The sequence below is a fragment of the Acidovorax sp. T1 genome, assembly GCF_002176815.1.
Taxonomy (GTDB): Bacteria; Pseudomonadota; Gammaproteobacteria; order Burkholderiales; family Burkholderiaceae_C; genus Acidovorax.
In genome coordinates, this window is sequence record NZ_CP021648.1 from 2,124,068 (window position 1) to 2,145,072 (window position 21,005).

19 protein-coding genes, 2 tRNA genes and 1 pseudogene are annotated in these 21,005 nt (G+C 63.1%); 6 read left to right on the forward strand and 16 right to left on the reverse strand.

The window, feature by feature from the left end:
- Positions 1-6: 6 nt before the first annotated feature.
- Positions 7-2,721: a pyruvate dehydrogenase (acetyl-transferring), homodimeric type gene (gene aceE / locus CCX87_RS09875; RefSeq protein WP_087745918.1), complete on the reverse strand. Its 2,715-nt coding sequence runs from the start codon at positions 2,719-2,721 to the stop codon at positions 7-9.
- Positions 2,722-2,887: 166 nt separating this feature from the next.
- Between aceE and CCX87_RS09880 the strand changes: the two genes are divergently transcribed.
- The 5 genes from CCX87_RS09880 (at position 2,888) to CCX87_RS09900 (ending at position 9,875) form a co-directional block, all read left to right on the forward strand.
- Positions 2,888-5,452 carry a PAS domain S-box protein gene (locus tag CCX87_RS09880; protein WP_087745920.1) on the forward strand — a complete coding sequence of 855 codons (2,565 nt, stop codon included), beginning with the start codon at positions 2,888-2,890 and terminating at the stop codon, positions 5,450-5,452.
- The gene (locus CCX87_RS09885) at positions 5,449-6,075 is read left to right on the forward strand and encodes a response regulator transcription factor (protein ID WP_086912443.1); all 627 of its coding nucleotides are present in this window, start codon (positions 5,449-5,451) and stop codon (positions 6,073-6,075) included. Before CCX87_RS09880 ends, CCX87_RS09885 begins: the two co-directional genes overlap by 4 nt.
- Before the next feature lie 73 nt (positions 6,076-6,148).
- On the forward strand, positions 6,149-7,003 hold the full coding sequence (gene folD, locus CCX87_RS09890) for a bifunctional methylenetetrahydrofolate dehydrogenase/methenyltetrahydrofolate cyclohydrolase FolD (protein WP_087745922.1): 855 nt from the start codon (positions 6,149-6,151) through the stop codon (positions 7,001-7,003).
- Positions 7,004-7,069: 66 nt separating this feature from the next.
- Positions 7,070-9,115, forward strand: coding sequence for a M3 family metallopeptidase (locus CCX87_RS09895; RefSeq protein ID WP_087745923.1), 2,046 nt, complete (start codon positions 7,070-7,072; stop codon positions 9,113-9,115).
- Between the two features lie 118 nt (positions 9,116-9,233).
- On the forward strand, positions 9,234-9,875 hold the full coding sequence (locus CCX87_RS09900; RefSeq protein WP_087745925.1) for a glutaredoxin family protein: 642 nt from the start codon (positions 9,234-9,236) through the stop codon (positions 9,873-9,875).
- 68 nt (positions 9,876-9,943) lie between these two features.
- Here the strand turns inward: CCX87_RS09900 and rpiA are convergent, their stop codons facing one another.
- Positions 9,944-10,633 (reverse strand): ribose-5-phosphate isomerase RpiA, encoded by a 690-nt coding sequence (gene rpiA, locus CCX87_RS09905; protein WP_087745927.1) that lies wholly within the window; start codon positions 10,631-10,633, stop codon positions 9,944-9,946.
- Positions 10,634-10,671: 38 nt separating this feature from the next.
- Between rpiA and CCX87_RS09910 the strand changes: the two genes are divergently transcribed.
- Positions 10,672-11,754 (forward strand): quinone-dependent dihydroorotate dehydrogenase, encoded by a 1,083-nt coding sequence (locus tag CCX87_RS09910; RefSeq protein ID WP_087745929.1) that lies wholly within the window; start codon positions 10,672-10,674, stop codon positions 11,752-11,754.
- Positions 11,755-11,836: 82 nt separating this feature from the next.
- Here the strand turns inward: CCX87_RS09910 and CCX87_RS09915 are convergent, their stop codons facing one another.
- From CCX87_RS09915 to iscR, 14 genes and pseudogenes are all read right to left on the reverse strand, one after another.
- A complete protein-coding gene (locus CCX87_RS09915) occupies positions 11,837-12,148 on the reverse strand; it encodes a hypothetical protein (protein ID WP_087745931.1) in 312 nt (103 codons plus the stop codon).
- On the reverse strand, positions 12,145-12,540 hold the full coding sequence (locus CCX87_RS09920; protein WP_087745933.1) for a phage holin family protein: 396 nt from the start codon (positions 12,538-12,540) through the stop codon (positions 12,145-12,147). Before CCX87_RS09920 ends, CCX87_RS09915 begins: the two co-directional genes overlap by 4 nt.
- Before the next feature lie 39 nt (positions 12,541-12,579).
- Complete coding sequence (locus tag CCX87_RS09925) at positions 12,580-12,882, reverse strand: DUF883 domain-containing protein (protein ID WP_087745935.1); 303 nt, start codon at positions 12,880-12,882, stop codon at positions 12,580-12,582.
- 141 nt (positions 12,883-13,023) lie between these two features.
- Positions 13,024-14,122 (reverse strand): annotated as a pseudogene (locus CCX87_RS09930) (NAD(P)/FAD-dependent oxidoreductase).
- Between the two features lie 210 nt (positions 14,123-14,332).
- Positions 14,333-14,407: transfer RNA gene (locus CCX87_RS09935), tRNA-Val, on the reverse strand.
- A gap of 42 nt (positions 14,408-14,449) precedes the next feature.
- Positions 14,450-14,524: transfer RNA gene (locus CCX87_RS09940), tRNA-Val, on the reverse strand.
- 37 nt (positions 14,525-14,561) lie between these two features.
- Positions 14,562-15,275: a DNA polymerase III subunit epsilon gene (dnaQ, locus tag CCX87_RS09945; protein ID WP_087745937.1), complete on the reverse strand. Its 714-nt coding sequence runs from the start codon at positions 15,273-15,275 to the stop codon at positions 14,562-14,564.
- A 72-nt stretch (positions 15,276-15,347) separates the two neighbouring features.
- Entirely contained in the window at positions 15,348-15,686 is a 339-nt protein-coding gene (gene fdx, locus CCX87_RS09950; RefSeq protein ID WP_087745939.1) for an ISC system 2Fe-2S type ferredoxin, read from the reverse strand.
- Between the two features lie 106 nt (positions 15,687-15,792).
- Positions 15,793-17,664: a Fe-S protein assembly chaperone HscA gene (gene hscA, locus CCX87_RS09955; protein WP_087745941.1), complete on the reverse strand. Its 1,872-nt coding sequence runs from the start codon at positions 17,662-17,664 to the stop codon at positions 15,793-15,795.
- A gap of 70 nt (positions 17,665-17,734) precedes the next feature.
- Positions 17,735-18,253: a Fe-S protein assembly co-chaperone HscB gene (hscB, locus tag CCX87_RS09960; RefSeq protein WP_087748277.1), complete on the reverse strand. Its 519-nt coding sequence runs from the start codon at positions 18,251-18,253 to the stop codon at positions 17,735-17,737.
- 83 nt (positions 18,254-18,336) lie between these two features.
- On the reverse strand, positions 18,337-18,660 hold the full coding sequence (iscA, locus tag CCX87_RS09965) for an iron-sulfur cluster assembly protein IscA (RefSeq protein ID WP_087745943.1): 324 nt from the start codon (positions 18,658-18,660) through the stop codon (positions 18,337-18,339).
- 2 nt (positions 18,661-18,662) lie between these two features.
- Entirely contained in the window at positions 18,663-19,064 is a 402-nt protein-coding gene (gene iscU / locus CCX87_RS09970; protein WP_087745945.1) for a Fe-S cluster assembly scaffold IscU, read from the reverse strand.
- A 39-nt stretch (positions 19,065-19,103) separates the two neighbouring features.
- On the reverse strand, positions 19,104-20,324 hold the full coding sequence (locus CCX87_RS09975) for an IscS subfamily cysteine desulfurase (protein ID WP_087745947.1): 1,221 nt from the start codon (positions 20,322-20,324) through the stop codon (positions 19,104-19,106).
- Between the two features lie 101 nt (positions 20,325-20,425).
- Entirely contained in the window at positions 20,426-20,962 is a 537-nt protein-coding gene (gene iscR, locus CCX87_RS09980) for a Fe-S cluster assembly transcriptional regulator IscR (RefSeq protein WP_005794107.1), read from the reverse strand.
- Positions 20,963-21,005 lie beyond the last annotated feature (43 nt).

Here is a 21,005-nt window from a genome sequence, read left to right on the forward strand (position 1 = left end):
GTTCGGTTATGCGTACAGCGGGTTGATCTTGTCAGCATTGATGCGGTACTTGGCAATCGCCTCGGCCACCTTGGTGGCGGGCAGCACGCCGTCTTCGCTCAGCGCCTTGAGGGCGGCTACCACGATGTAGTGGCGGTTCACCTCGAAGTGCTCGCGCAGCTTGCTGCGGAAGTCGCTGCGGCCAAAGCCGTCGGTGCCCAGCACCTTGTAGTTGCGGCCCTTGGGGATGAAGGGGCGGATCTGCTCGGCATAGGCCTTCATGTAGTCGGTGGATGCGACCACGGGGCCGGTGCTGGTGCCCAGCTGTTGCGCCACAAACGGCACACGCGGCGTCTCCAGCGGGTGCAGCAGGTTCCAGCGGTCGGCGTCCTGGCCTTCGCGGGTGAGTTCGTTGAAGCTGGGGCAGCTCCACACGTCGGCCTGCACGCCCCAGTCGGCCGCCAGCAGCGTTTGTGCGGCCAGCGATTCGCGCAGGATGGTGCCCGAGCCCAGCAGCTGCACGCGGGTGCCGCCCTCGGCACCGGGCTTGCACAGGTACATGCCCTTGATGATCTGCTCTTCCGTGCCCACCGTGAGGCCAGGCATGGGGTAGTTCTCGTTGAGCAGCGTGATGTAGTAGAAGACGTTCTCCTGCTGCTCCACCATGCGCTTCATGCCCCGGTGCATGATCACGGCCACTTCGTGGGCGAAGGTGGGATCGTAAGTCACGCAGTTGGGGATGGTGTTGGCCAGGATGTGGCTGTGACCGTCTTCGTGCTGCAGGCCTTCGCCGTTGAGCGTGGTGCGCCCTGAGGTGCCGCCCAGCAGAAAACCGCGCGCCTGCATGTCGCCGGCGGCCCAGGCCAGGTCGCCAATGCGCTGGAAGCCGAACATCGAGTAGTACACGTAGAACGGCACCATGATGCGGTTGTTGGTGCTGTAGCTGGTGGCTGCAGCGATCCAGCTGGCCATGCCGCCGGCTTCGTTGATGCCCTCTTGCAGGATCTGGCCGGCCTTGTCTTCGCGGTAATACATGACCTGATCGCGGTCGACCGGGGTGTACAGCTGGCCCTTGGGGTTGTAGATGCCGATCTGGCGAAACAGCCCTTCCATGCCGAAGGTGCGGGCCTCGTCCACCAGGATGGGTACCACGCGTGGGCCCAAGGCCTGGTCGCGCAGCAGCTGCGTGATAAAGCGCACATAGGCCTGCGTGGTGCTGATCTCGCGGCCCTCGGCCGTGGGGTCGAGGATGGCCTTGAAGGTTTCGAGAGCGGGCACGGTGAAGTGCTCGTCGGCCTTCACGCGGCGGTGCGGCAAGTAGCCGCCCAGCGCCTTGCGGCGCTCGTGCAGGTACTTGATTTCGGGCGTGTCGTCGGCCGGCTTGTAATACGGAAGCTTGTGCAGCTCGCTGTCCGGGATCGGGATGTTGAACCGGTCGCGGATGTACTTGATGTCTTCGTCGCTGAGCTTCTTGGTCTGGTGCACGGTGTTCTTGCCTTCACCGGCCTTGCCCATGCCATAGCCCTTGACGGTCTTGACCAGCAGCACGGTGGGCTGGCCCTTGTGCTCGTTGGCGGCGTGGAAGGCGGCGTAGACCTTGGTGGGCTCGTGGCCGCCGCGGCGCAGTTCGAACACCTCCTCGTCGGTCATGTGCTCGACGAGCTGCAGCGTCTCTGGGTACTTGCCAAAGAAATTCTTGCGCACAAAGGCACCGTCGTTGGCCTTCATGGCCTGGTAGTCGCCGTCGAGCGTTTCCATCATGAGCTGGCGCAACTTGCCCGTCTTGTCGCGGGCCAGCAGCGCATCCCAGCCGGCACCCCACAGCAGCTTGATGACGTTCCAGCCGCTGCCACGGAACTCGCCTTCGAGCTCCTGCACGATCTTGCCGTTGCCGCGCACCGGGCCGTCCAGGCGCTGCAGATTGCAGTTGACCACGAACACCAGGTTGTCGAGGCTCTCACGCGCCGCCAGGCCGATGGCGCCCAGCGATTCGGGCTCGTCCATTTCGCCGTCGCCGCAGAACACCCAGACCTTGCGGTTTTCAGTGTTGGCAATGCCACGGGCATGCAGGTACTTCAAGAAACGCGCCTGATAAATGGCCATCAGCGGGCCCAGTCCCATCGACACGGTAGGGAACTGCCAGAACTCGGGCATCAGCTTGGGGTGCGGGTAGCTGGACAGGCCCTTGCCGTCCACTTCCTGACGGAAGCTGTCGAGCTGCTCTTCGGTCAGGCGGCCTTCAAGATACGCACGCGCATAGATGCCGGGCGAGCTGTGGCCCTGGATGTAGAGCAGGTCGCCGCCGTGGTTCTCGCTTTCGGCGTGCCAGAAGTGGTTGAAACCCGCGCCAAACATGCTGGCCACGGATGCAAACGAGCCGATATGCCCGCCCAGGTCGCCGCCGTCGGCGGGATCGAGGCGGTTGGCGCGCACCACCATGGCCATGGCGTTCCAGCGCATGTAGGCGCGCAGGCGCTTTTCGATGGCGATGTTGCCGGCGCAGCGGGCTTCCTGCTCGGGCTCGATGGTGTTCACATACCCCGTGTTGCCCGAAAACGGCATGTCGATGCTGTTCTGGCGGGCGTGCTCCAGCAATTGCTCGATCAGAAAGTGGGCGCGCTCGGCACCCTCTTTGTCGATGACTGCGGACAGTGCGTCCATCCATTCGCGGGTTTCTTGCTGATCGGTATCAACGGCGGGCGCGGCGGCGTTTCCGGCCAGGGGGGCGGGCTGAGCTGACATGCTTGTCTCCTGTGTATAGGGGTGCAATTTAGTGCGTTATCCCAAGTTTCGCATATTTTTTTCCAATTTCAAATAGTGCCGCACCATTTCGCATAATGATATTTTGCTGCAAACGCACATACCGCCGACAGTCCATAAAGCGTCCACCCTCCCCTACACTCGCCCCATGGACAACACCCCTGCCACTGCCCCGCCCGCGCCGGCCACTCCCATGGCTGCCCCTGCACGCAAGTGGCGCACCTGGTGGCGCAGCCTGTCGCCCGCGCGGCAGGACCGCTTTGCCGCACTGGCACCGCTGGCCGCCGTGTTGCTGTTCATGGCGGCCATCGTGACCGCCTTCTGGTATTTGCGGGCCGAGGAGGTAGAGCGCGAACACGAAGCCCTTAAACGTGATGTGGAATACGCCCAGCAACGCGTGCGCCTGCGCCTGCTGGAGCGCCAGGAGCAACTGATGCGCATTGCACGAGACCTGTCCAACCAGGAACTGGATCGCGCAGAATTCGTCAGCCGGGCCGAATCCTTGATCAGCCAATACCCTGAACTGCAAGCCGTCACCTGGATCGATGAAAAACGGCGCATCCGCGCCAGCCATGCCGCTCCCACCCTGGGCAGCAGTGAGCTGCGCGTGGCCGGCGAAGTGCTGACCCCCGGCGACACCGCAGACACCTACGAGCTGGCACGCGATCTGCAGCAACCCGTGTATTCGCAACCCATTGCCACGCAGGGCGACCCCACACCGCTGCTGCAATTGCAGGTGCCGCTGCACCAGCGGGGCAAATTCAGTGGCGTGGTGCTGGGCGAATATTCCATCGACAGCCTGTTGCGCTATGGGACGCCCACCGAGGTGCTGGAACGCTACGCCGTCACGTTGCTCGACGGCAAGAACCAGGTGCTGGCGGGCACGCCACTGGCCCGCCGCAACCCTGGCACCCAGCTGCAGGCATGGAGCCCGAGCGCCAACGAGTACGAAGTGCCCGTCTCGCCGGTAGGCAACGGCCTGGTGCTGCGTGCGCAGGCCTACCGCACATCACTGGGCGTGGTGGGTAACGGTCTGTTTTGGTTGGTGGGCACGCTCAGCGCCATGACGGCATGGATGCTGATTGCCACCTGGCGCCACACCCGCCGTCGGATGCAGGCCCAGCAGGCGCTGGTGGCAGAAACCAACTTCCGCCGGGCCATGGAAAACTCCGTGCTCACCGGCATGCGCGCCCTGGATCTGGAGGGGCGCATCACCTATGTGAATGCAGCGTTCTGCCAGATGACGGGGTGGAGCGAGACCGAGCTGGTGGGCCTGACAGCTCCCTTCCCCTACTGGCCCGAATCCGACTACGAGGCGCTGTATGCCAAGCTGCGCGACGAGCTCAGTGGCAAAACCCTGGGGGGCGGGTTTCATGTGCGCGTGCGGCGCAAGAACGGCACGCAGTTTGATGCACGCCTGTATGTGTCGCCGCTGATCGACGCCCATGGCCAGCAAACAGGCTGGATGACGTCGATGACCGACATCACCGAGCCCAACCGCATCCGCGAGCAGCTGTCTGCATCCTACGAGCGCTTCACCATCGTGCTGGAGTCGCTGGACGCCTCGGTCTCGGTAGCGCCGCTGGGCAGCCAGGAATTGCTGTTTGCCAACAAGCTCTACCGCCAGTGGTTTGGCTCGCAAACCGTCGGCCACCTGCAGCTGGTGGCGCAGGCGGGCGTGGTGCCGGCGGCGGTCAGCAGCCCTGCAGGCATGGACGATGAGGACGGCCTGATGGGCCTGCCCACCGACTCGCTGACCAGCGCACGGACGGAAAACACCGAAATTTACCTGCCCGACCTGGGTAAATGGCTCGAAGTACGTTCACGCTACCTCAACTGGGTGGACGGGCGACTGGCCCAGATGGTGATTGCCACCGACATCACGCCGCGCCGCCTTGCCGAGGAGCAGGCAGCCCGGCAGGCCGAACGGGCCCAGTCGGTCAGCCGCCTGATCACCATGGGCGAGATGGCGTCGAGCGTGGCGCACGAACTCAACCAGCCGCTCACCGCCATCAACAACTACTGCAGCGGCATGGTTTCGCGCATCCAGAGCGGCCAGCTGACCGAAGAAGCGCTGCTGACGGCCCTGCAAAAAACAGCCCACCAGGCGCAGCGCGCAGGGCAGATCATCCAGCGCATCCGGGCCTTCGTGAAAAAGAGCGAACCCAATCGCGCACTGGCCGATGTGCATTCGATAGTGAGCGAGGCGGTCGAGCTGGCTGACATCGAGCTGCGCCGCCACAACGTGCGCCTGACCCACTACATCGCCGCGCGACTGCCGCCCGTGATGGCAGACACCATCCTGATCGAACAGGTGCTCGTCAACCTCATGAAGAACGGTGCCGAGGCCATCCAGATGGCCAGCCGCCCCACGTCCGGGCGCAGCGTAGAGCTGCGCGTCGTGCCCAAGCAGATCGAAGACCGCGACGTGGTGGAGTTTTCCGTGCAGGACACAGGCAAGGGATTGGCGCCCGAGGTGCTCGAACACCTGTTCGAAGCCTTCTTTTCCACCAAGGAAGAAGGCATGGGCATGGGACTGAACCTGTGCCGCAGCATCGTCGAGTCGCACCACGGCCGAATGCAGGCACAGAACCTCTACAATGGTTCCGAGGTCACAGGCTGCCGGTTCTCCTTCTGGCTTCCGCTTGCCAAGCCTGTGGATGCCACTACAAATTCTGTAGCAAACGCACAACCCCCAAGGACAATTGCATGAGTTTGATTCCGAAAAAAGGCACCGTTTACGTGGTGGATGACGACGAGGCGGTTCGCGACTCCCTGCAGTGGCTGCTGGAGGGCAAGGACTACCGGGTACGCTGCTTTGATTCGGCCGAAACCTTTCTCTCGCGCTACGACCCGCGCGAGGTGGCCTGCCTGATCGTGGACATCCGCATGGGCGGCATGACCGGGCTGGAGCTGCAGGACCGCCTGATCGAGCGCAAATCGCCCCTGCCCATCGTGTTCATCACTGGCCACGGCGATGTACCCATGGCCGTGAACACCATGAAGAAAGGCGCGCTCGATTTCATCCAGAAGCCTTTCGACGAAGAAGAATTGGTGGGCTTGGTCGAGCGCATGCTGGACCACGCCCGCGAGGCCTTTGCCGGCTACCAGCAAGCCGCCAGCCGCGATGCCCTGCTGTCCAAGCTCACGGGCCGCGAAGCCCAGGTGCTCGAACGCATCGTCGCCGGCCGTCTGAACAAGCAGATTGCCGACGACCTGGGCATCAGCATCAAGACCGTGGAGGCGCACCGCGCCAACATCATGGAAAAGCTCAACGCCAACACCGTGGCCGACCTGCTCAAGATTGCCTTGGGCCAGAACGCCGCCAAAGCCTGATTACTCACTTTTTAATAGCTTGCAGCGCTTATAGACAAAGCGCTACAAGCCATTTTTGCTTGTATTTTCTGACATGACCGCACAACCCATCGACGGCAACGCCCTGTCCCGCCAACTGCGCTCTGAAGTCGCCGAGCGCGCCCTCTCTCTCAAGGCCCGTGGCGTCACGCCCGGTCTTGCCGTCGTCTTGGTGGGCGACAACCCCGCCTCCCAGGTCTACGTGCGCAACAAGGTCAAGGCCTGCCATGATGCTGGCCTGCACTCGGTGCTGGAGCAATACCCGGCCGACCTGAGCGAGGCCGAGTTGCTGGCACGCGTCGATGCCCTCAACAACGACCCGGCCATTCACGGCATCCTGGTGCAGTTGCCATTACCGAAGCACATCGACGCGCAAAAGGTGATCGAAGCCATCTCGCCCGCCAAGGACGTGGACGGTTTTCACATCGCCAGCGCCGGAGCGCTGATGACCGGCATGCCCGGCTTCTGGCCCTGCACGCCATATGGCTGCATGAAAATGCTGGAATCGATCGGCTATGACCTCAAAGGCAAGCACGCCGTGGTCATTGGCCGCAGCAACATCGTCGGTAAGCCCATGGCGCTGATGCTGCTGGCAAAAAATGCCACCGTCACCATTTGCCACAGCGCCACGAGCGACCTCAAGGCACAAACCCTGCAGGCCGATGTGATCGTCGCCGCCGTGGGCAAGCGCAACGTGCTCACGGCTGACATGGTCAAGCCCGGCGCCGTGGTGATCGACGTGGGCATGAACCGCAATGACGAAGGCAAGCTCTGCGGCGATGTGGATTTCGGCGGTGTGAAGGAAGTGGCCGGCTGGATCACCCCTGTACCCGGAGGGGTGGGCCCCATGACCATTACCATGCTGCTGGTCAACACCCTGGAAGCCGCCGAGCGCGCTGCAGGCGCCTGAAGCCCGCCGCCGTTTCCCGAGGCCTCGCCACTTGAACCCGCGCCACGAGGCGCCATCTAGAACCGCATGAGCAACGCCCTCCTCGACTTCACCGATCTTCCCCTGTTTGACCGGATCACGCCCGCCGACGTCGCCCCTGCGATGGACGCGTTGCTGGACAAGGCCAACGCGGCCCTTGAAACGGTCACGGCCGCCGATTTTCCGGCCCGCTGGGATGCCGTTGCGAAGGTGCTGGACGTCGCCACGGAACATTTGGGCACCGCCTGGGGGGCCGTCAGCCATCTGAACAGCGTGGCCGACACACCGGAGCTGCGGGCCGCCTACAACGCGGCATTGCCCCGGGTCACCGAATTCTGGACCCGCCTCGGCGCCGATGAGCGCCTGTATGCCAAGTACAAGGCCATCGACCCTGCCACGCTGACCCCTGAGCAACGCCAGGCCCACAAGAATGCCGTGCGCAATTTTGTGCTCAGCGGCGCCGAACTCACCGGGGCTGCGAAAGAGCGTTTTGCGCAGATCCAGGAACGGCAGGCCGAGCTGAGCCAGAAGTTCAGCGAAAACGCGCTCGATGCCACCGACGCCTTTGCCTACTACGCCACGGCAGAAGAGCTCGATGGCGTGCCCGCCGACGTGCAGCAAACGGCACTGGCGGCGGCCCAGGCCGAAGGCAAGAGCGGCTACAAGCTCACGCTCAAGATGCCCTGCTATCTGCCGGTGATGCAGTTTGCCACCCGCAGCGCGCTGCGCGAAACGATGTACCGCGCCTACGTGACGCGCGCCTCCGACCAGGCTGAAGGCGATGCCCGGCGCTTCGACAACTCGGCGCTCATCCGTGAAATCCTGGCGCTGCGCCGCGAGGAGGCACGCCTTCTTGGTTACGACAATTTCGGCCAGGTGTCGGTGGTGCCCAAGATGGCCCAATCGCCCGACGAGGTAGTGACCTTTCTGCGCGACCTGGCGCGCCGCGCCCGCCCCTACGCCGAAAAGGACGTGGCCGATCTGCGCGACTTTGCGGCCAGCGAGTTGGGCCTGCACGATCCACAGGCCTGGGACTGGCCCTATCTTGCCGAGAGGCTCAAAGAGGCGCGCTACGCCTTCAGCGAGCAGGAAGTCAAAAAATATTTCACGGCCCCCAAGGTGTTGGCGGGTCTTTTCAAGATCATCGAAACGCTGTTCGAGGTCAGCATCCGCCGCGACAGCGCATCCGTGTGGAACCCTGCCGTCGAGTTCTATCGCATCGAGCGCAACGGCCCCAACGGCACGGAACTGGTAGGCCAGTTCTATCTCGACCAGCCCGCCCGCACCGGCAAACGCGGCGGCGCCTGGATGGACGATGCGCGCACCCGCTGGCTGCGCCCCGACACCGGCGTGCTGCAGACCCCCGTGGCACATCTGGTGTGCAATTTTGCCGACGGTGTGGATGGCAAGCCACCGCTGCTCACCCATGACGACGTGATCACGCTGTTTCACGAATTCGGCCACGGCTTGCACCATATGCTGACGCAAGTGAACGAACGCGATGTATCAGGCATCAGCGGCGTGGAGTGGGATGCCGTCGAGTTGCCCAGCCAGTTCATGGAAAACTTCTGCTGGGAATGGAATGTGCTGCGCAACATGACCGCCCATGTCGATACCGGCGCGCCACTGCCGCGCGAACTGTTCGACAAGATGACCGCCGCGAAAAACTTCCAGAGCGGCATGGGCACATTGCGCCAGATCGAATTTGCCCTGTTCGACATGCTGCTGCACACCGACCACGACCCGGCCCAGGACTTCATGCCCTTGCTGGCCGAGGTGCGCAGCGAGGTGTCGGTGCTGCCCCCGCCCTCGTTCAGCCGCACGGCCCACACCTTCAGCCATATTTTTGCCGGCGGCTATGCGGCCGGCTACTACAGCTACAAATGGGCGGAAGTGCTCAGCGCCGATGCCTATGCGGCCTTCGAAGAAACCGCCGGCAGCGACGGCCTGCCCAGCACCGAAACGGGCCGCCGCTACCGGCAAGCCATCCTGGAAGCGGGCGGCAGTCGCCCCGCCATGGAGTCCTTCAAGGCATTTCGCGGCCGCGAGCCCACGCTGGATGCGCTGCTGCGCCACCAGGGCATGGCCACTTAAAAGCAATGCTGCCAGCGCCTTTCTTTCGCGTGTTTTAGGTAATTTTTGGGCTCTAGCCCTTTAAATACAAGCGCTGGCAGCTATGATTTTTGATAGTCTACAGCCCAAAGGAAACCGCATGTTTAGCCTTCGCACCGCTTCCGCCCTTGCCGCCACCTGCGCCGCAGCCACCTTGCTGGCCACCGCCGCGCAGGCCCAGCAGGTGTATCGCATCGTCGGCCCCGATGGCAAGGTGACTTTCTCCGACCGCGCGCCCGCCGCGGGCGCCGAAAGTGCCACCCTCAGCGGCGGCCCGCGTAGCGCCAGCGGTCCGGAGGCCCTGCCCTACCAACTGCGCCAGGTGACCACGCGCTTTCCCGTGACGCTGTACACCAGCACCGACTGCGCGCCCTGCAACAGCGCACGCAACCTGCTCGCCAACCGTGGCATTCCGTTCACCGAACGCACCGTGACCAGCAACGACGACATCGACGCTCTCAAGCGCCTGAGCGGCGAGACCAGCCTGCCCTTTGGCACGATCGGCGCACAGCAGCTGCGCGGCTTCTCCGACGTCGAGTGGACCCAGTACCTGAACGCAGCCGGCTACCCGCAGCAATCGCAGCTACCGCCCAACTACCAGGCACCTGCCCCCACCCCCCTGGTGGCCGTCAAGCAGGCAACGCCTGCACCAGCTGCCACCTCGGCCCCAGCGCCACGGCCGGTTACTCCACCCGTCAACAACGGCCCCACGCCCAGCAATCCGGCAGGGATCCGCTTTTGATGGCCCGCGCACGTTCAAAACTGGTCGCGCCACGTTCTCCTTCGCTCCCAGCGATCACTGGCTGAATTTCAGCAGGCCAGGATCTTCACGCCCTGCGCCGTGCCCAGCAGGCAGATGTTGGCTTTCTGGTGTGCAAACACGCCCACCGTCACCACGCCCGGCCACTGGTTGACTTCGGTCTCGAAAGCCAGCGGGTCAGTGATGGTCAGACCTCGCACATCCAGGATGTGCTGGCCGTTGTCGGTCACCAGCGGCTGCCCATCCTTCATGCGCAGGCTTGCCACGCCGCCCAGCGCGGCAAACCGCCGCGCAATGTGCTGCGCCGCCATGGGAATCACCTCGACCGGCAATGGAAAGCGGCCCAATGCCGGCACCAGCTTGGACGCATCGACGATGCAGACAAAGCGGCTGGCCAGGGCTGCCACAATCTTTTCGCGCGTCAGCGCAGCGCCGCCGCCCTTGACCATGTAGCCCTGTTCATCGATTTCATCCGCACCATCGATGTACACCGCCAGCGACTCCACCTCGTTGGCATCGAACACCGGTATTCCCAGTGCCTTGAGTCGCTCTGTGCTGGCCACCGAACTAGACACGGCGCCCCTGATCTGATCCTTCATACCAGCCAGGGCGTCGATGAACTTGTTGACTGTGGAGCCCGTGCCAACCCCCACAATGCTGCCTGGCACCACATATTGCAGCGCTGCCTGGCCTACCATGGCCTTGAGTTCGTCTTGGGTCAAAGGATGTGAAGTCGTCATGGGAGAGAATCAAAAGGTAATCCTCGAATTATCTTCCCATGTCATTGATCCCCTACGCCCTCACCCGCCCCTTTCTTTTTGGCATGGACGCTGAAGCCGCCCACGAACTCACCATGGGCATGCTTGCGCGGGGCCAGCACACCCCCATGCAGTGGGCCTGGTGCAACGAAACCGTAGACGACCCCATCGAGCTGGCCGGGCTGACCTTTCCTAATCGCGTGGGCCTGGCCGCAGGCCTGGACAAAAACGCCCGCTGCATCGACGCCCTGGGCGCCATGGGCTTCGGGTTTGTGGAAGTGGGCACGGTCACGCCCAAGGGACAGCCGGGCAACCCCAAGCCCCGTATGTTCCGCCTGCCCGAGGCGCGGGCCCTGATCAACCGGCTGGGCTTCAACAACGATGGCCTGGATGCGTTCATTCACAACGTGCAGCAGGCCCGCTTTCGCACGCAGAAACGCAAACACCCCATGTTGCTCGGCCTGAACATCGGCAAGAACGCCAGCACGCCGATTGAAAACGCCACCAGCGATTACCTCACCTGCCTGGAAGGGGTGTACCCGCACGCTGATTACGTCACGGTCAATATCAGTTCGCCGAACACGCAGAACCTGCGCGCACTGCAAAGCGACGCAGCACTCGATGCCCTGCTGGGCGCCATTGCCGAACGCCGAGAAACACTGGCCGCGCAACACCCCCAGAAGGACGGCAAAGGCACCACCAAGGCGCGCCGCGTGCCCATCTTCGTCAAGATTGCCCCGGACCTTGACGAGGCGCAGGTGTCGGTGATCGCCGCCACGCTGCAACGCCATGGCATGGATGGCGTGATTGCCACCAACACCACCATCAGCCGGGAAGCCGTCAAGGGAATGCCCCATGCCAATGAACTGGGAGGGCTCAGCGGCGCACCCGTGCTGGAGGCCAGCAACCAGGTGATCCGCCAACTGCGCGCCGCGCTGGGAAGCCGTTTTCCCATCATCGGCGTGGGCGGCATCCTGAGCGCCGAAGACGCCCTGGGCAAAATCCGCGCAGGGGCGGACGTGGTGCAGATTTACACCGGCCTGATTTATGAAGGCCCCGCACTCGTTGCAAAGGCAGCGCGCGCCATCAAGGCGATGGGCTGACCGTCTGATTCATGGGCGACATACGAGGCCTTGCGCTGCCCCGTATGTATGGAGGGCAACCTCGCCCTATCGCCCTATCGCCCTATCGCCGCAGGCCCATCACCAGCGGCAGCGCAACCCCTGCCCACCGGATCAGCCGGCGTGGGCCTGCCGCAATGGCCACGCCGGCCAGGGCGGCCACTGTTGCGGCAGGGTGCTGACGGGCAAAGGCAACAGCGCGCGCCAGAAACGGGGCATCGGCATCCTCTGTCCCCGCAACGGCAGCCAAAGCCTGGGACTGCAACCGGGCGGCGCGGCGAGCGCGCAAACGCTCGCGCTGCACGGCAATGCGGTCCAGCACCTTTTGCTGCGCGGCCGTTGCATGCACGGGCAAAGCCTGTTCGGAAGAGTTCACAAGCGCTCCTTGATATCACGCCAGTCTTGCGACAACTCACGCCGGGTGAGGGCAAAGCCATTGCCCGTGCTGCGCACCACCGCGACCAGCCTGAAAATGGCAGCGCACCAAGCCACCAGCCAGGTGCCGGCCACCACCCAGGCGACCAGTCCACGGTGCGGAGTGTCCCAGAACTGCACCAGCACGGCCAGCGACAACAACACCAAGGTCACCACGGTGAGCCCGGTGACAGCAATCAACAGCACCAGCAAATGCTGCAAACGCTGCTTTTGCTCCAGCCATTCCAGGCGCGCCAATTCCAGCCGGTCTTCAGCAGCAATGGCTCCTTCGATGACATTCGCCCGCCAGCGCGCCGCGAATGCCTCCAGCCCAAGCAGGGAGAGCCAGTTCATAGGAGCCGTCCCTGCGTGAGCGGGATGGACGGCAGTCGATCAGCGCCGCGCAAGCAAAAAGCCCACCAAAGCGCCCACGGCCAACGCCGCGCCGGCAACGCGCCAGGGCTCGTCGTGGGCGTAACGGTCGGCCGCCAGGGCGGCGTCCTTGGCCTGGCGTGCAGCCTCTTGTGCGGCGCGCACGGTCGACTCGCGCACCGAGTGCAAGCCGTCGTCCAGACGCTGGCGCAGCACCTTGATCTCGGGGAAAGTATCCAGATCCCTGCTGGCCAGCAAGCCGCGCAGATCAGAAACCAGTTTTTCGAGTTCGCCCTGGGTGGTTGTGGTGTCAGAAGCAGTCATAGAGGCCTTTCGTTGCAATAAAGGAGCAGCACCTGCAGCACAGACGCTGCAAGCGCTTGTGGATCATCTTAGCGACATGCCCAGAAACCGTCACGCCGCATGGTCGGTAAACGTTACCAAAAGACCGGGATTTGACGCATGTCAAACCATATGGAGCACATGGCCGGCAATGGCCAGTGCGCTGGTGAGGCCCGGAGATTCGATGCCAAAAAGATTTACCAAGCCCGGCACGCCATGGTCGCGCGGCCCCTGGATAAGAAAGTCTGCAGCGGGTGCGTCGGCGCCATGGATCTTGGGGCGGATGCCGGCATAGCCCGGCGCCAGCGCACCGTCGCGCAAGCCGGGCCAGTATTTGCGCACTTCACCGTAAAAAACGTCCCCCCGCGCCGCATCGACCAGCAGGTCATCGGCCGAGTCCACCCATTGCACGTCGGGCCCGAACTTGGCTTGCCCACCCAGATCCAGCGTCAGATGAACCCCGCAGGCCTGCGGCCTCGGGCACCGGGTAGATCAGGCGGTTGAAAGGCGCCTTTCCAGCCAGTGTGAAATAAGTGCCTTTGGCAAAGTGCGCAGCCGGAATATGGCGTGCGTCAAGCCCGGAGAACTGCCGGGCCAGTGACGGAGCATGCAAACCCGCCGCATTAACCACGGTGCTGGCTTGCAGGCGCGTGCCGTCATTTGCTTCCAAAAAAATAGCATCTTGCGTACACTGCGCAAGCGCTAGAGGCGAATTTAATGCCACAAGCCCGCCGGCATGTTCCAGATCACCCTGCAGGGCGAGCATGAGCGCATGGCTGTCTACGATCCCCGTGCTGGGCGAATGCAATGCCGCCACGCATTCCAGGGCGGGCTCCAGCGACTGGGCTGCGTCGCGGTCCAGCCACTGCAGGTCCAGAACACCGTTGGCGATGGCCCGCTCCCGAATCGACCGAAGCCCTGCCAGCTGATCCGGCGAAGTCGCCACCAGCAGCTTGCCACAGCGGCGATGCGGCACCGCGCGGTCGGCGCAGTAGGTGTACAGCAGATCCCGGCCCTGAACGCACAGACGCGCCTTGAGAGAGCTCGTGGGGTAATACAGCCCCGCATGAATGACCTCGCTGTTGCGCGAACTGGTGCCTGTGCCGATGGCGTCTGCGGCCTCCAGCACCATCACCTCGCGCCCCTGCAACGCCAGCGCACGGGCCACGGCAAGGCCCACCACGCCCGCCCCCACTACCACGCAATCCACTTTGTCCGTCATTGTTGTCTTCCTTTGTTCTTTGAAAAGCCTGGAGACCGGTTCAACACCTTGCAGCACGTTCATGGCGTGGGTGCTGCGGCATGGCCTTCTTTGAGGGCCCACAAAGTCGGCAATTTCAGCCACGCATGCACGGCTGGACCAAAGCCATCAGCGCCATGGTGCACCCACCATGAAAAAACCCTTGCAGACATTCATCTGCAAGGGTTGAATTGGTGGGTGATACATGGATCGAACATGTGACCCCTGCCGTGTGAAGGCAGTGCTCTACCGCTGAGCTAATCACCCGTCGTGCACCTTGAAAGGTGCTTACGAGGCTGTCCAAAAGCGTGGTGGGTGATACATGGATCGAACATGTGACCCCTGCCGTGTGAAGGCAGTGCTCTACCGCTGAGCTAATCACCCGTGTCGCTGTGACAGCCTTAGATTATGGCACAGCTTTTCAACCAACCTGGGAAGATCGCCAAATTGTTTTCCCGCCACTGGCCTTGTCGATTTGTGTCAAAACCTCTTCGTGGGCTGCTGCTTCCTGCTCGCTGGCGTGCAACACGGGCACGGCAAAGCTGCGCAGGTCGATCGGGACGAAGTTGGCGCCAGCGGCACTGTCCTGCGCATCGTCAATGATCAGCAGAGCGTCCTGTCCCCGGGTGAGGTTGATGTACACGTCCGCCAGCAACTCGGCATCCAGCAAGGCGCCATGCAGCGTGCGACCAGAGTTGTCCACGCCCAGGCGGTCGCACAGCGCATCGAGCGAGTTGCGCTTGCCGGGATAGAGTTCCTTGGCCATGGCCAGGGTGTCGGTAATGCTGTCCACAAAGCTGCGGAACGCGGGGCGACCCACCAGCTCCAGCTCCTTGTTCAGGAAGCCCACGTCAAATGCCGCGTTGTGGATGATGATCTCAGCGCCCTGCAGGTAGTCCAGCAGTTCGTCCGCCACGGCAGCAAACTTGGGCTTGTCCTTGAGGAACTCGTTGCTGATGCCGTGCACCCTGAGCGCATCCTCGTGGCTGTCGCGCCCGGGGTTGAGGTAGAAATGCTTGTTGTTGCCCGTGAGCTTGCGCGCCACCAGCTCCACGCAACCGATTTCGATGATGCGGTCGCCGCCCTCGGCGGACAGACCCGTGGTTTCCGTGTCGAGAACAATTTGCCGTGACATCAGGCCTCCCGTGGTGCACGCGCTGCGCGGCGCAGGGCATTCATGCAGTGCTGGGCAAAAACACTGCACATTTCAGTGGTTTTCCTTGGCATGGTTGATGGAGTATTTGGGGATCTCCACCACCAGGTCTTTCTGCGCAAGGATGGCCTGGCACGAAAGCCGCGACTGGGGCTCCAGCCCCCAGGCGCGATCGAGCAGGTCTTCTTCTTCTTCCTCGGCCGCGTTGAGCGATTCCATGCCCGCGCGCACGATGACGTGGCAGGTGGTGCATGCGCAGCTCATGTCGCAGGCATGCTCGATGTTGATGTGGTTCTCCAGCAGCGCTTCGCAGATGGAGGTGCCCGCAGGCGCGGTGATCTCGGCGCCGGCGGGGCAATATTCAGGGTGGGGCAGTATCTTGATGACGGGCATGGCGTCGCTTTGGTGGTCAGGGCTTGCACAACCGATGCTGCATCCCTGAGGGATATATCGCCGGAATCAGCGAGTGCGCGTCTGCGTTGCTGCAAGCCATGAAGGGTTAAAGGGTTTGTACGTTCTTGCCGGCCAGAGCCTGCCGGATACCGCGATTCATGCGCTGCGCGGCAAAGGCCTCGGTGCCCTTGGCCAGGGCCTGGGTGGCCGCTTCGATGACAGCGGCATCGTCGGCATCACGTTGTTGGCTCAAGGCAGCCATCAAGGCATCGATGTCGGCACGTTCAGCCGGTGACAACACGTCGCCATCGGCGTCCAGGGCGCTCTGGGTGGCGATCAGCATGCGATCGGCATCCACGCGCGCCTCGACCACGGCCCGTGCGCGCATGTCCTGCGCAGCCGTGGCAAAGCCGTCCTGCAGCATGCGGGCGATCTGGTCGTCCGACAGGCCATAAGAGGGCTTCACGTCGATACGGGCCTCCACGCCGCTGCCCTGCTCTTTCGCATTCACGCTCAGCAGGCCATCGGCATCGACCGTGAAAGTCACCCGGATGCGGGCCGCGCCGGCCGCCATGGGCGGAATGCCACGCAACTCAAAGCGCGCCAGGCTACGGCAGTCCTGCACCAGGTCGCGTTCGCCTTGCACCACATGGATGGCCAGTGCGGTCTGGCCGTCCTTGTAGGTGGTGAAGTCCTGCGCCTTGGCGGTAGGAATGGTTTCGTTGCGGGCAACGATGCGCTCGACCAGCCCGCCCATGGTCTCGATGCCCAGCGACAGGGGAATCACGTCAAGCAGCAGCAAATCGCCCGACGTGCTGTTGCCCGCCAGCTGGTTGGCCTGGATGGCGGCGCCGAGCGCGACCACCTCATCGGGGTTGAGATTGGTCAGGGGCTCCTTGCCAAAAAACTCGGCCACCGCGCGCTGCACCTGGGGCATGCGGGTGGATCCACCCACCATGACCACACCTTGAACGTCGTCGCGCGCAAGCTTCGCATCACGCAACACACGGCGCACAGCGGTCATGGACCGCGCTGTCAACTCGGCGGTAGCGGCTTCAAAATCGGATTTTTTGACATCAAATCGCACGCTAACGCCCGCCAGATCAGCGGTAAAAGCTACCATTTCAGTAGCAGTCAAGGCCTCTTTGCAGGCTCTGGCCGCCATGCGGATGGCGGCCTTGTCAGTGGGTGTATCGGCAGACAAGCCCTGTTGTGCAAGCACCCAATTGGCAAGCGCTGCGTCATAGTCGTCGCCGCCCAGGGCGGAATCGCCGCCCGTGGCAATCACCTCGAAAACGCCTTGCGTCAGCCGCAGCACCGAGATGTCGAAGGTGCCTCCGCCGAGGTCGTAAACGGCATAAACGCCTTCGCTGGCGTTGTCCAGGCCGTAGGCAATGGCGGCGGCGGTGGGCTCATTGATCAGCCGTAGCAGGTGAATGCCGGCCAGCTTGGCTGCGTCCTTGGTGGCCTGGCGCTGCGCGTCATCAAAATAGGCCGGCACCGTGATCACCGCGCCGTACAGGTCGTCGTTGAAGGTGTCTTCGGCCCGGTAACGCAGCGTGGCCAAAATCTCGGCGCTGATTTCGACCGGCGACTTGATGCCACCTGCCGTCACCAGACTCACCATGCCCCCCGCGCCGGCGTCTGTGCTTTGGACGAATTCGTAGGGCAGCTGCTCTGCCTGCGCCACGTCCTGCAGGCCACGGCCCATGAAGCGCTTGGCCGAGGCGATGGTGTTGCGCGCATCGCTGGACTGCGCCGCCACCGCGTCGTAGCCAATCTGCCGCCCGCCCTGCTCCAGGTAGCGCACCACCGAGGGCAGCAGCACACGCCCATCGCCATCGGGCAGGCACTCGGCCACGCCATTGCGCACAGCCGCCACCAGCGAATGTGTCGTGCCCAAATCAATGCCAACCGCAATGCGCCGCTGGTGCGGATCCGGGGACTGCCCGGGCTCGGAAATCTGCAAAAGCGCCATGAAAATCTTGTGTTCTACGTGATGAGGCACTGCCCTGCGGAAGATGCCTCGAAAAAGGGGGATGGTGCCGCTATTGTCCCAGTTGATCCCGCCGGCGCTCGATATCGTCGGCAAATCGCGCAATGAACATGAGGGCTCTGACCTGTTTCGCCGCAGCGGCGTAATCGCGCTGCTGGTCGATCAGTTGCCCGCAAAGTGCCAATGCCTGGCTTTTGGCCTGCTGCACCCCATCGTCCAGCACGTCCAGCTCGGCGGCTGACTGTGCATCGTCGAGTGACTCGCGCCACTCCATCTGCTGCATCAAAAATTCTGTCGGCATGGCCGTGTTGTCTTCGGCCTGGATGGGCGCGCCATGCAGCTCGCACAGGTAGGCGGCACGGCGCATCGGGTCTTTCAGGCGCTGGTAGGCCTCGTTGATGCGCACCGACCATTGCATGGCCACCCGCTGGGCGGCAGCGCCCTGGGCTGCGAACTTGTCGGGATGCGCTTCGCGCTGCAGTTCTTTCCAGCGCGCATCCAGTGCCGCCCTGTCCTGGGCGAAGCGTTGCGGCACGCCAAACAGCTCAAAATCGTCAGATTGCAGATTCATGCCCATACCAGGTCACACCAAATCAATAAAAAACCGCCAGCACGCAGCGCGATGGCGGTTTGGCGGCAATGCAGCAGACAGCATCAAACGCGGAAGCTCTCTCCACAGCCGCAACGGTCGCGTTCATTGGGATTGTTGAACTTGAAGCCTTCGTTGAGGCCTTCGCGCACAAAATCGAGCTCGGTGCCGTCAATGTAGGCCAAGCTCTTTGGATCGATCAGCACCTTGACGCCGTGGTTTTCAAACACGATGTCTTCGGGCTCGGAGTCGTCCACGTATTCGAGCTTGTAAGCCAGGCCCGAGCACCCGGTGGTCTTGACCCCCAGGCGCACGCCCAGCCCCTTGCCCCGGCGCGCCAGGTAACGGGTGACATGCCGGGCAGCAGCTTCAGTCAGCGAGATGGCCATGGTCAGGCTGCGGCCACCGCGCTGTGGTGCTTGGCCTTGTAGTCGTTCACCGCCGCCTTGATGGCGTCTTCGGCCAGGATGGAGCAGTGGATCTTGACGGGCGGCAGGGCCAGCTCTTCGGCAATTTCGCTGTTTTTCAGGGCTGCAGCTTCGTCCAGCGTCTTGCCCTTGACCCACTCGGTGACCAGCGACGACGAGGCGATGGCCGAGCCGCAGCCGTAGGTCTTGAAGCGTGCGTCTTCGATCACGCCGGTCTCGGGGTTCACCTTGATCTGCAGCTTCATCACGTCGCCGCAGGCGGGCGCACCCACCATGCCGGTGCCCACCGAATCGTCACCCTTGTCGAACGAACCCACGTTGCGGGGGTTTTCATAGTGGTCAACCACTTTGTCTGAGTAAGCCATGATGTGTACCTCTTCAATGCTTCCAAAATCTTCGGAAATTCAGTGCGCAGCCCACTGAATGGTGCTGATGTCGATGCCGTCCTTGTACATCTCCCACAGCGGGCTCAGCTCGCGCAGGCGGGCCACGTTCTCGCGGATGGTGCCAATGGCGTAATCGATCTCTTCTTCGGTCGTGAAACGGCCGATGGTCATGCGCAGGCTGCTGTGGGCCAGCTCGTCGCTGCGGCCCAGGGCGCGCAGCACGTAGCTGGGTTCCAGGCTGGCGGACGTGCAAGCCGAGCCCGACGAAACCGCCAGGCCCTTGATCCCCATGATGAGCGATTCGCCTTCGACGAAGTTGAAACTCATGTTCAGGTTCTGCGGCACGCGGCGCTCCAGGCTGCCGTTGATGAACACCTGTTCGATGTCCTTCAAGCCGTCGAGCAGGCGCTGCTGCAGCGCCTTGGCCTTGGCATTGCTCTCGGCCATTTCTTCCTTGGCAATGCGAAAAGCCTCGCCCATGCCCACGATCTGGTGCGTGGGCAGCGTGCCCGAACGCATGCCGCGCTCATGGCCACCGCCATGCATCTGCGCTTCCAGGCGCACGCGGGGCTTGCGGCGCACGAACAAGGCACCCACGCCCTTGGGGCCGTAGGTCTTGTGGGCCGTCATGCTCATCAGGTCAATCGGCAGCAGGTTCATGTCGATCTCGACCCGGCCCGTGGCCTGGGCGGCATCCACATGCAGCAGGATGCCCTTTTCACGGCACAGCGCGCCGATGGCGGGGATGTCCTGGATCACGCCGATTTCGTTGTTCACGAACAGGATGCTGATCAAGATGGTGTCGGGGCGAATGGCAGCCTTCAGGGCGTCCATGTTCACCAGACCGTCTTCCTGCACGTCCAGATAGGTCACCTCAAAGCCCTGGCGCTCCAGCTCGCGCATGGTGTCCAGCACCGCCTTGTGCTCGGTCTTGAGGGTGATGAGGTGCTTGCCCTTGCCCTGGTAGAAATGGGCAGCGCCCTTCAAGGCCAGGTTGATGGATTCGGTGGCACCGCTGGTCCAGACGATTTCGCGGGGGTCGGCACCAATCAGATCGGCCACCTGCACGCGCGCCTTCTCCACGGCCTCTTCTGCTTCCCAGCCCCAGGCGTGGCTGCGGGAGGCGGGGTTGCCAAAATGCTCGCGCAGCCACGGAATCATGGCATCCACGACGCGTGGATCAACCGGCGTAGTGGCGCCGTAATCGAGATAAATGGGGAAATGCGGGGTCATGTCCATGGCTGGCTCAGTAAAGGGTTCTGGCTGGCAATAAAAAGCAAGCAATCAAAAAATCATTCAGGGCGCGGCTGGCCCCGGAACCGAAACGGGTGGCGAGCGGTTCAGGACTTGGCGAACACATTGCCCAGCGCAAACACCGAGTTCGGTGCATTCACACGGATGGGCTTGACCACGGGAGTGGTCGAAATCGCGCGCCGCGCAACGGGTTTGTCCTCAATCTGGACGCCCTTGGCCAATTGCTCGTCCACCAGTTTCTGCAGCGTGACGGAGTCCAGAAACTCCACCATGCGCTGGTTGAGCGAAGCCCACAGCTCGTGCGTCATGCAACGGCCCGCCTCACCCAGGCAGTTTTCCTTGCCACCGCACTGCGTGGCATCAATGGGCTCGTCCACCGAAACAATGATGTCGGCCACCGTGATGTCGGCCGCCTTGCGGGCCAGGGTGTAACCACCGCCAGGGCCACGGGTCGACTCCACCAGCTCATGCCGGCGCAGCTTGCCAAAGAGCTGCTCCAGATAAGACAGCGAAATTTGTTGCCGTTGGCTGATGGCCGCCAGCGTGACGGGGCCGTTGTTCTGGCGCAGGGCCAGATCAATCATGGCGGTGACCGCAAAACGGCCTTTGGTTGTGAGACGCATCGCAAGCTCCTTGTCTAGGCTTGTTCGTTGTAAAAACTGCCGG

Coding starts and splice junctions, on each gene's coding strand:
- aceE (WP_087745918.1), bottom strand. CDS start 2,721: ATGTCAGCTCAGCCCGCCCCCCTGGCCGGAAACGCCGCCGCGCCCGCC.
- CCX87_RS09880 (WP_087745920.1), top strand. CDS start 2,888: ATGGACAACACCCCTGCCACTGCCCCGCCCGCGCCGGCCACTCCCATG.
- CCX87_RS09885 (WP_086912443.1), top strand. CDS start 5,449: ATGAGTTTGATTCCGAAAAAAGGCACCGTTTACGTGGTGGATGACGAC.
- folD (WP_087745922.1), top strand. CDS start 6,149: ATGACCGCACAACCCATCGACGGCAACGCCCTGTCCCGCCAACTGCGC.
- CCX87_RS09895 (WP_087745923.1), top strand. CDS start 7,070: ATGAGCAACGCCCTCCTCGACTTCACCGATCTTCCCCTGTTTGACCGG.
- CCX87_RS09900 (WP_087745925.1), top strand. CDS start 9,234: ATGTTTAGCCTTCGCACCGCTTCCGCCCTTGCCGCCACCTGCGCCGCA.
- rpiA (WP_087745927.1), bottom strand. CDS start 10,633: ATGACGACTTCACATCCTTTGACCCAAGACGAACTCAAGGCCATGGTA.
- CCX87_RS09910 (WP_087745929.1), top strand. CDS start 10,672: ATGTCATTGATCCCCTACGCCCTCACCCGCCCCTTTCTTTTTGGCATG.
- CCX87_RS09920 (WP_087745933.1), bottom strand. CDS start 12,540: ATGAACTGGCTCTCCCTGCTTGGGCTGGAGGCATTCGCGGCGCGCTGG.
- CCX87_RS09925 (WP_087745935.1), bottom strand. CDS start 12,882: ATGACTGCTTCTGACACCACAACCACCCAGGGCGAACTCGAAAAACTG.
- dnaQ (WP_087745937.1), bottom strand. CDS start 15,275: ATGTCACGGCAAATTGTTCTCGACACGGAAACCACGGGTCTGTCCGCC.
- fdx (WP_087745939.1), bottom strand. CDS start 15,686: ATGCCCGTCATCAAGATACTGCCCCACCCTGAATATTGCCCCGCCGGC.
- hscA (WP_087745941.1), bottom strand. CDS start 17,664: ATGGCGCTTTTGCAGATTTCCGAGCCCGGGCAGTCCCCGGATCCGCAC.
- hscB (WP_087748277.1), bottom strand. CDS start 18,253: ATGAATCTGCAATCTGACGATTTTGAGCTGTTTGGCGTGCCGCAACGC.
- iscA (WP_087745943.1), bottom strand. CDS start 18,660: ATGGCCATCTCGCTGACTGAAGCTGCTGCCCGGCATGTCACCCGTTAC.
- iscU (WP_087745945.1), bottom strand. CDS start 19,064: ATGGCTTACTCAGACAAAGTGGTTGACCACTATGAAAACCCCCGCAAC.
- CCX87_RS09975 (WP_087745947.1), bottom strand. CDS start 20,324: ATGGACATGACCCCGCATTTCCCCATTTATCTCGATTACGGCGCCACT.
- iscR (WP_005794107.1), bottom strand. CDS start 20,962: ATGCGTCTCACAACCAAAGGCCGTTTTGCGGTCACCGCCATGATTGAT.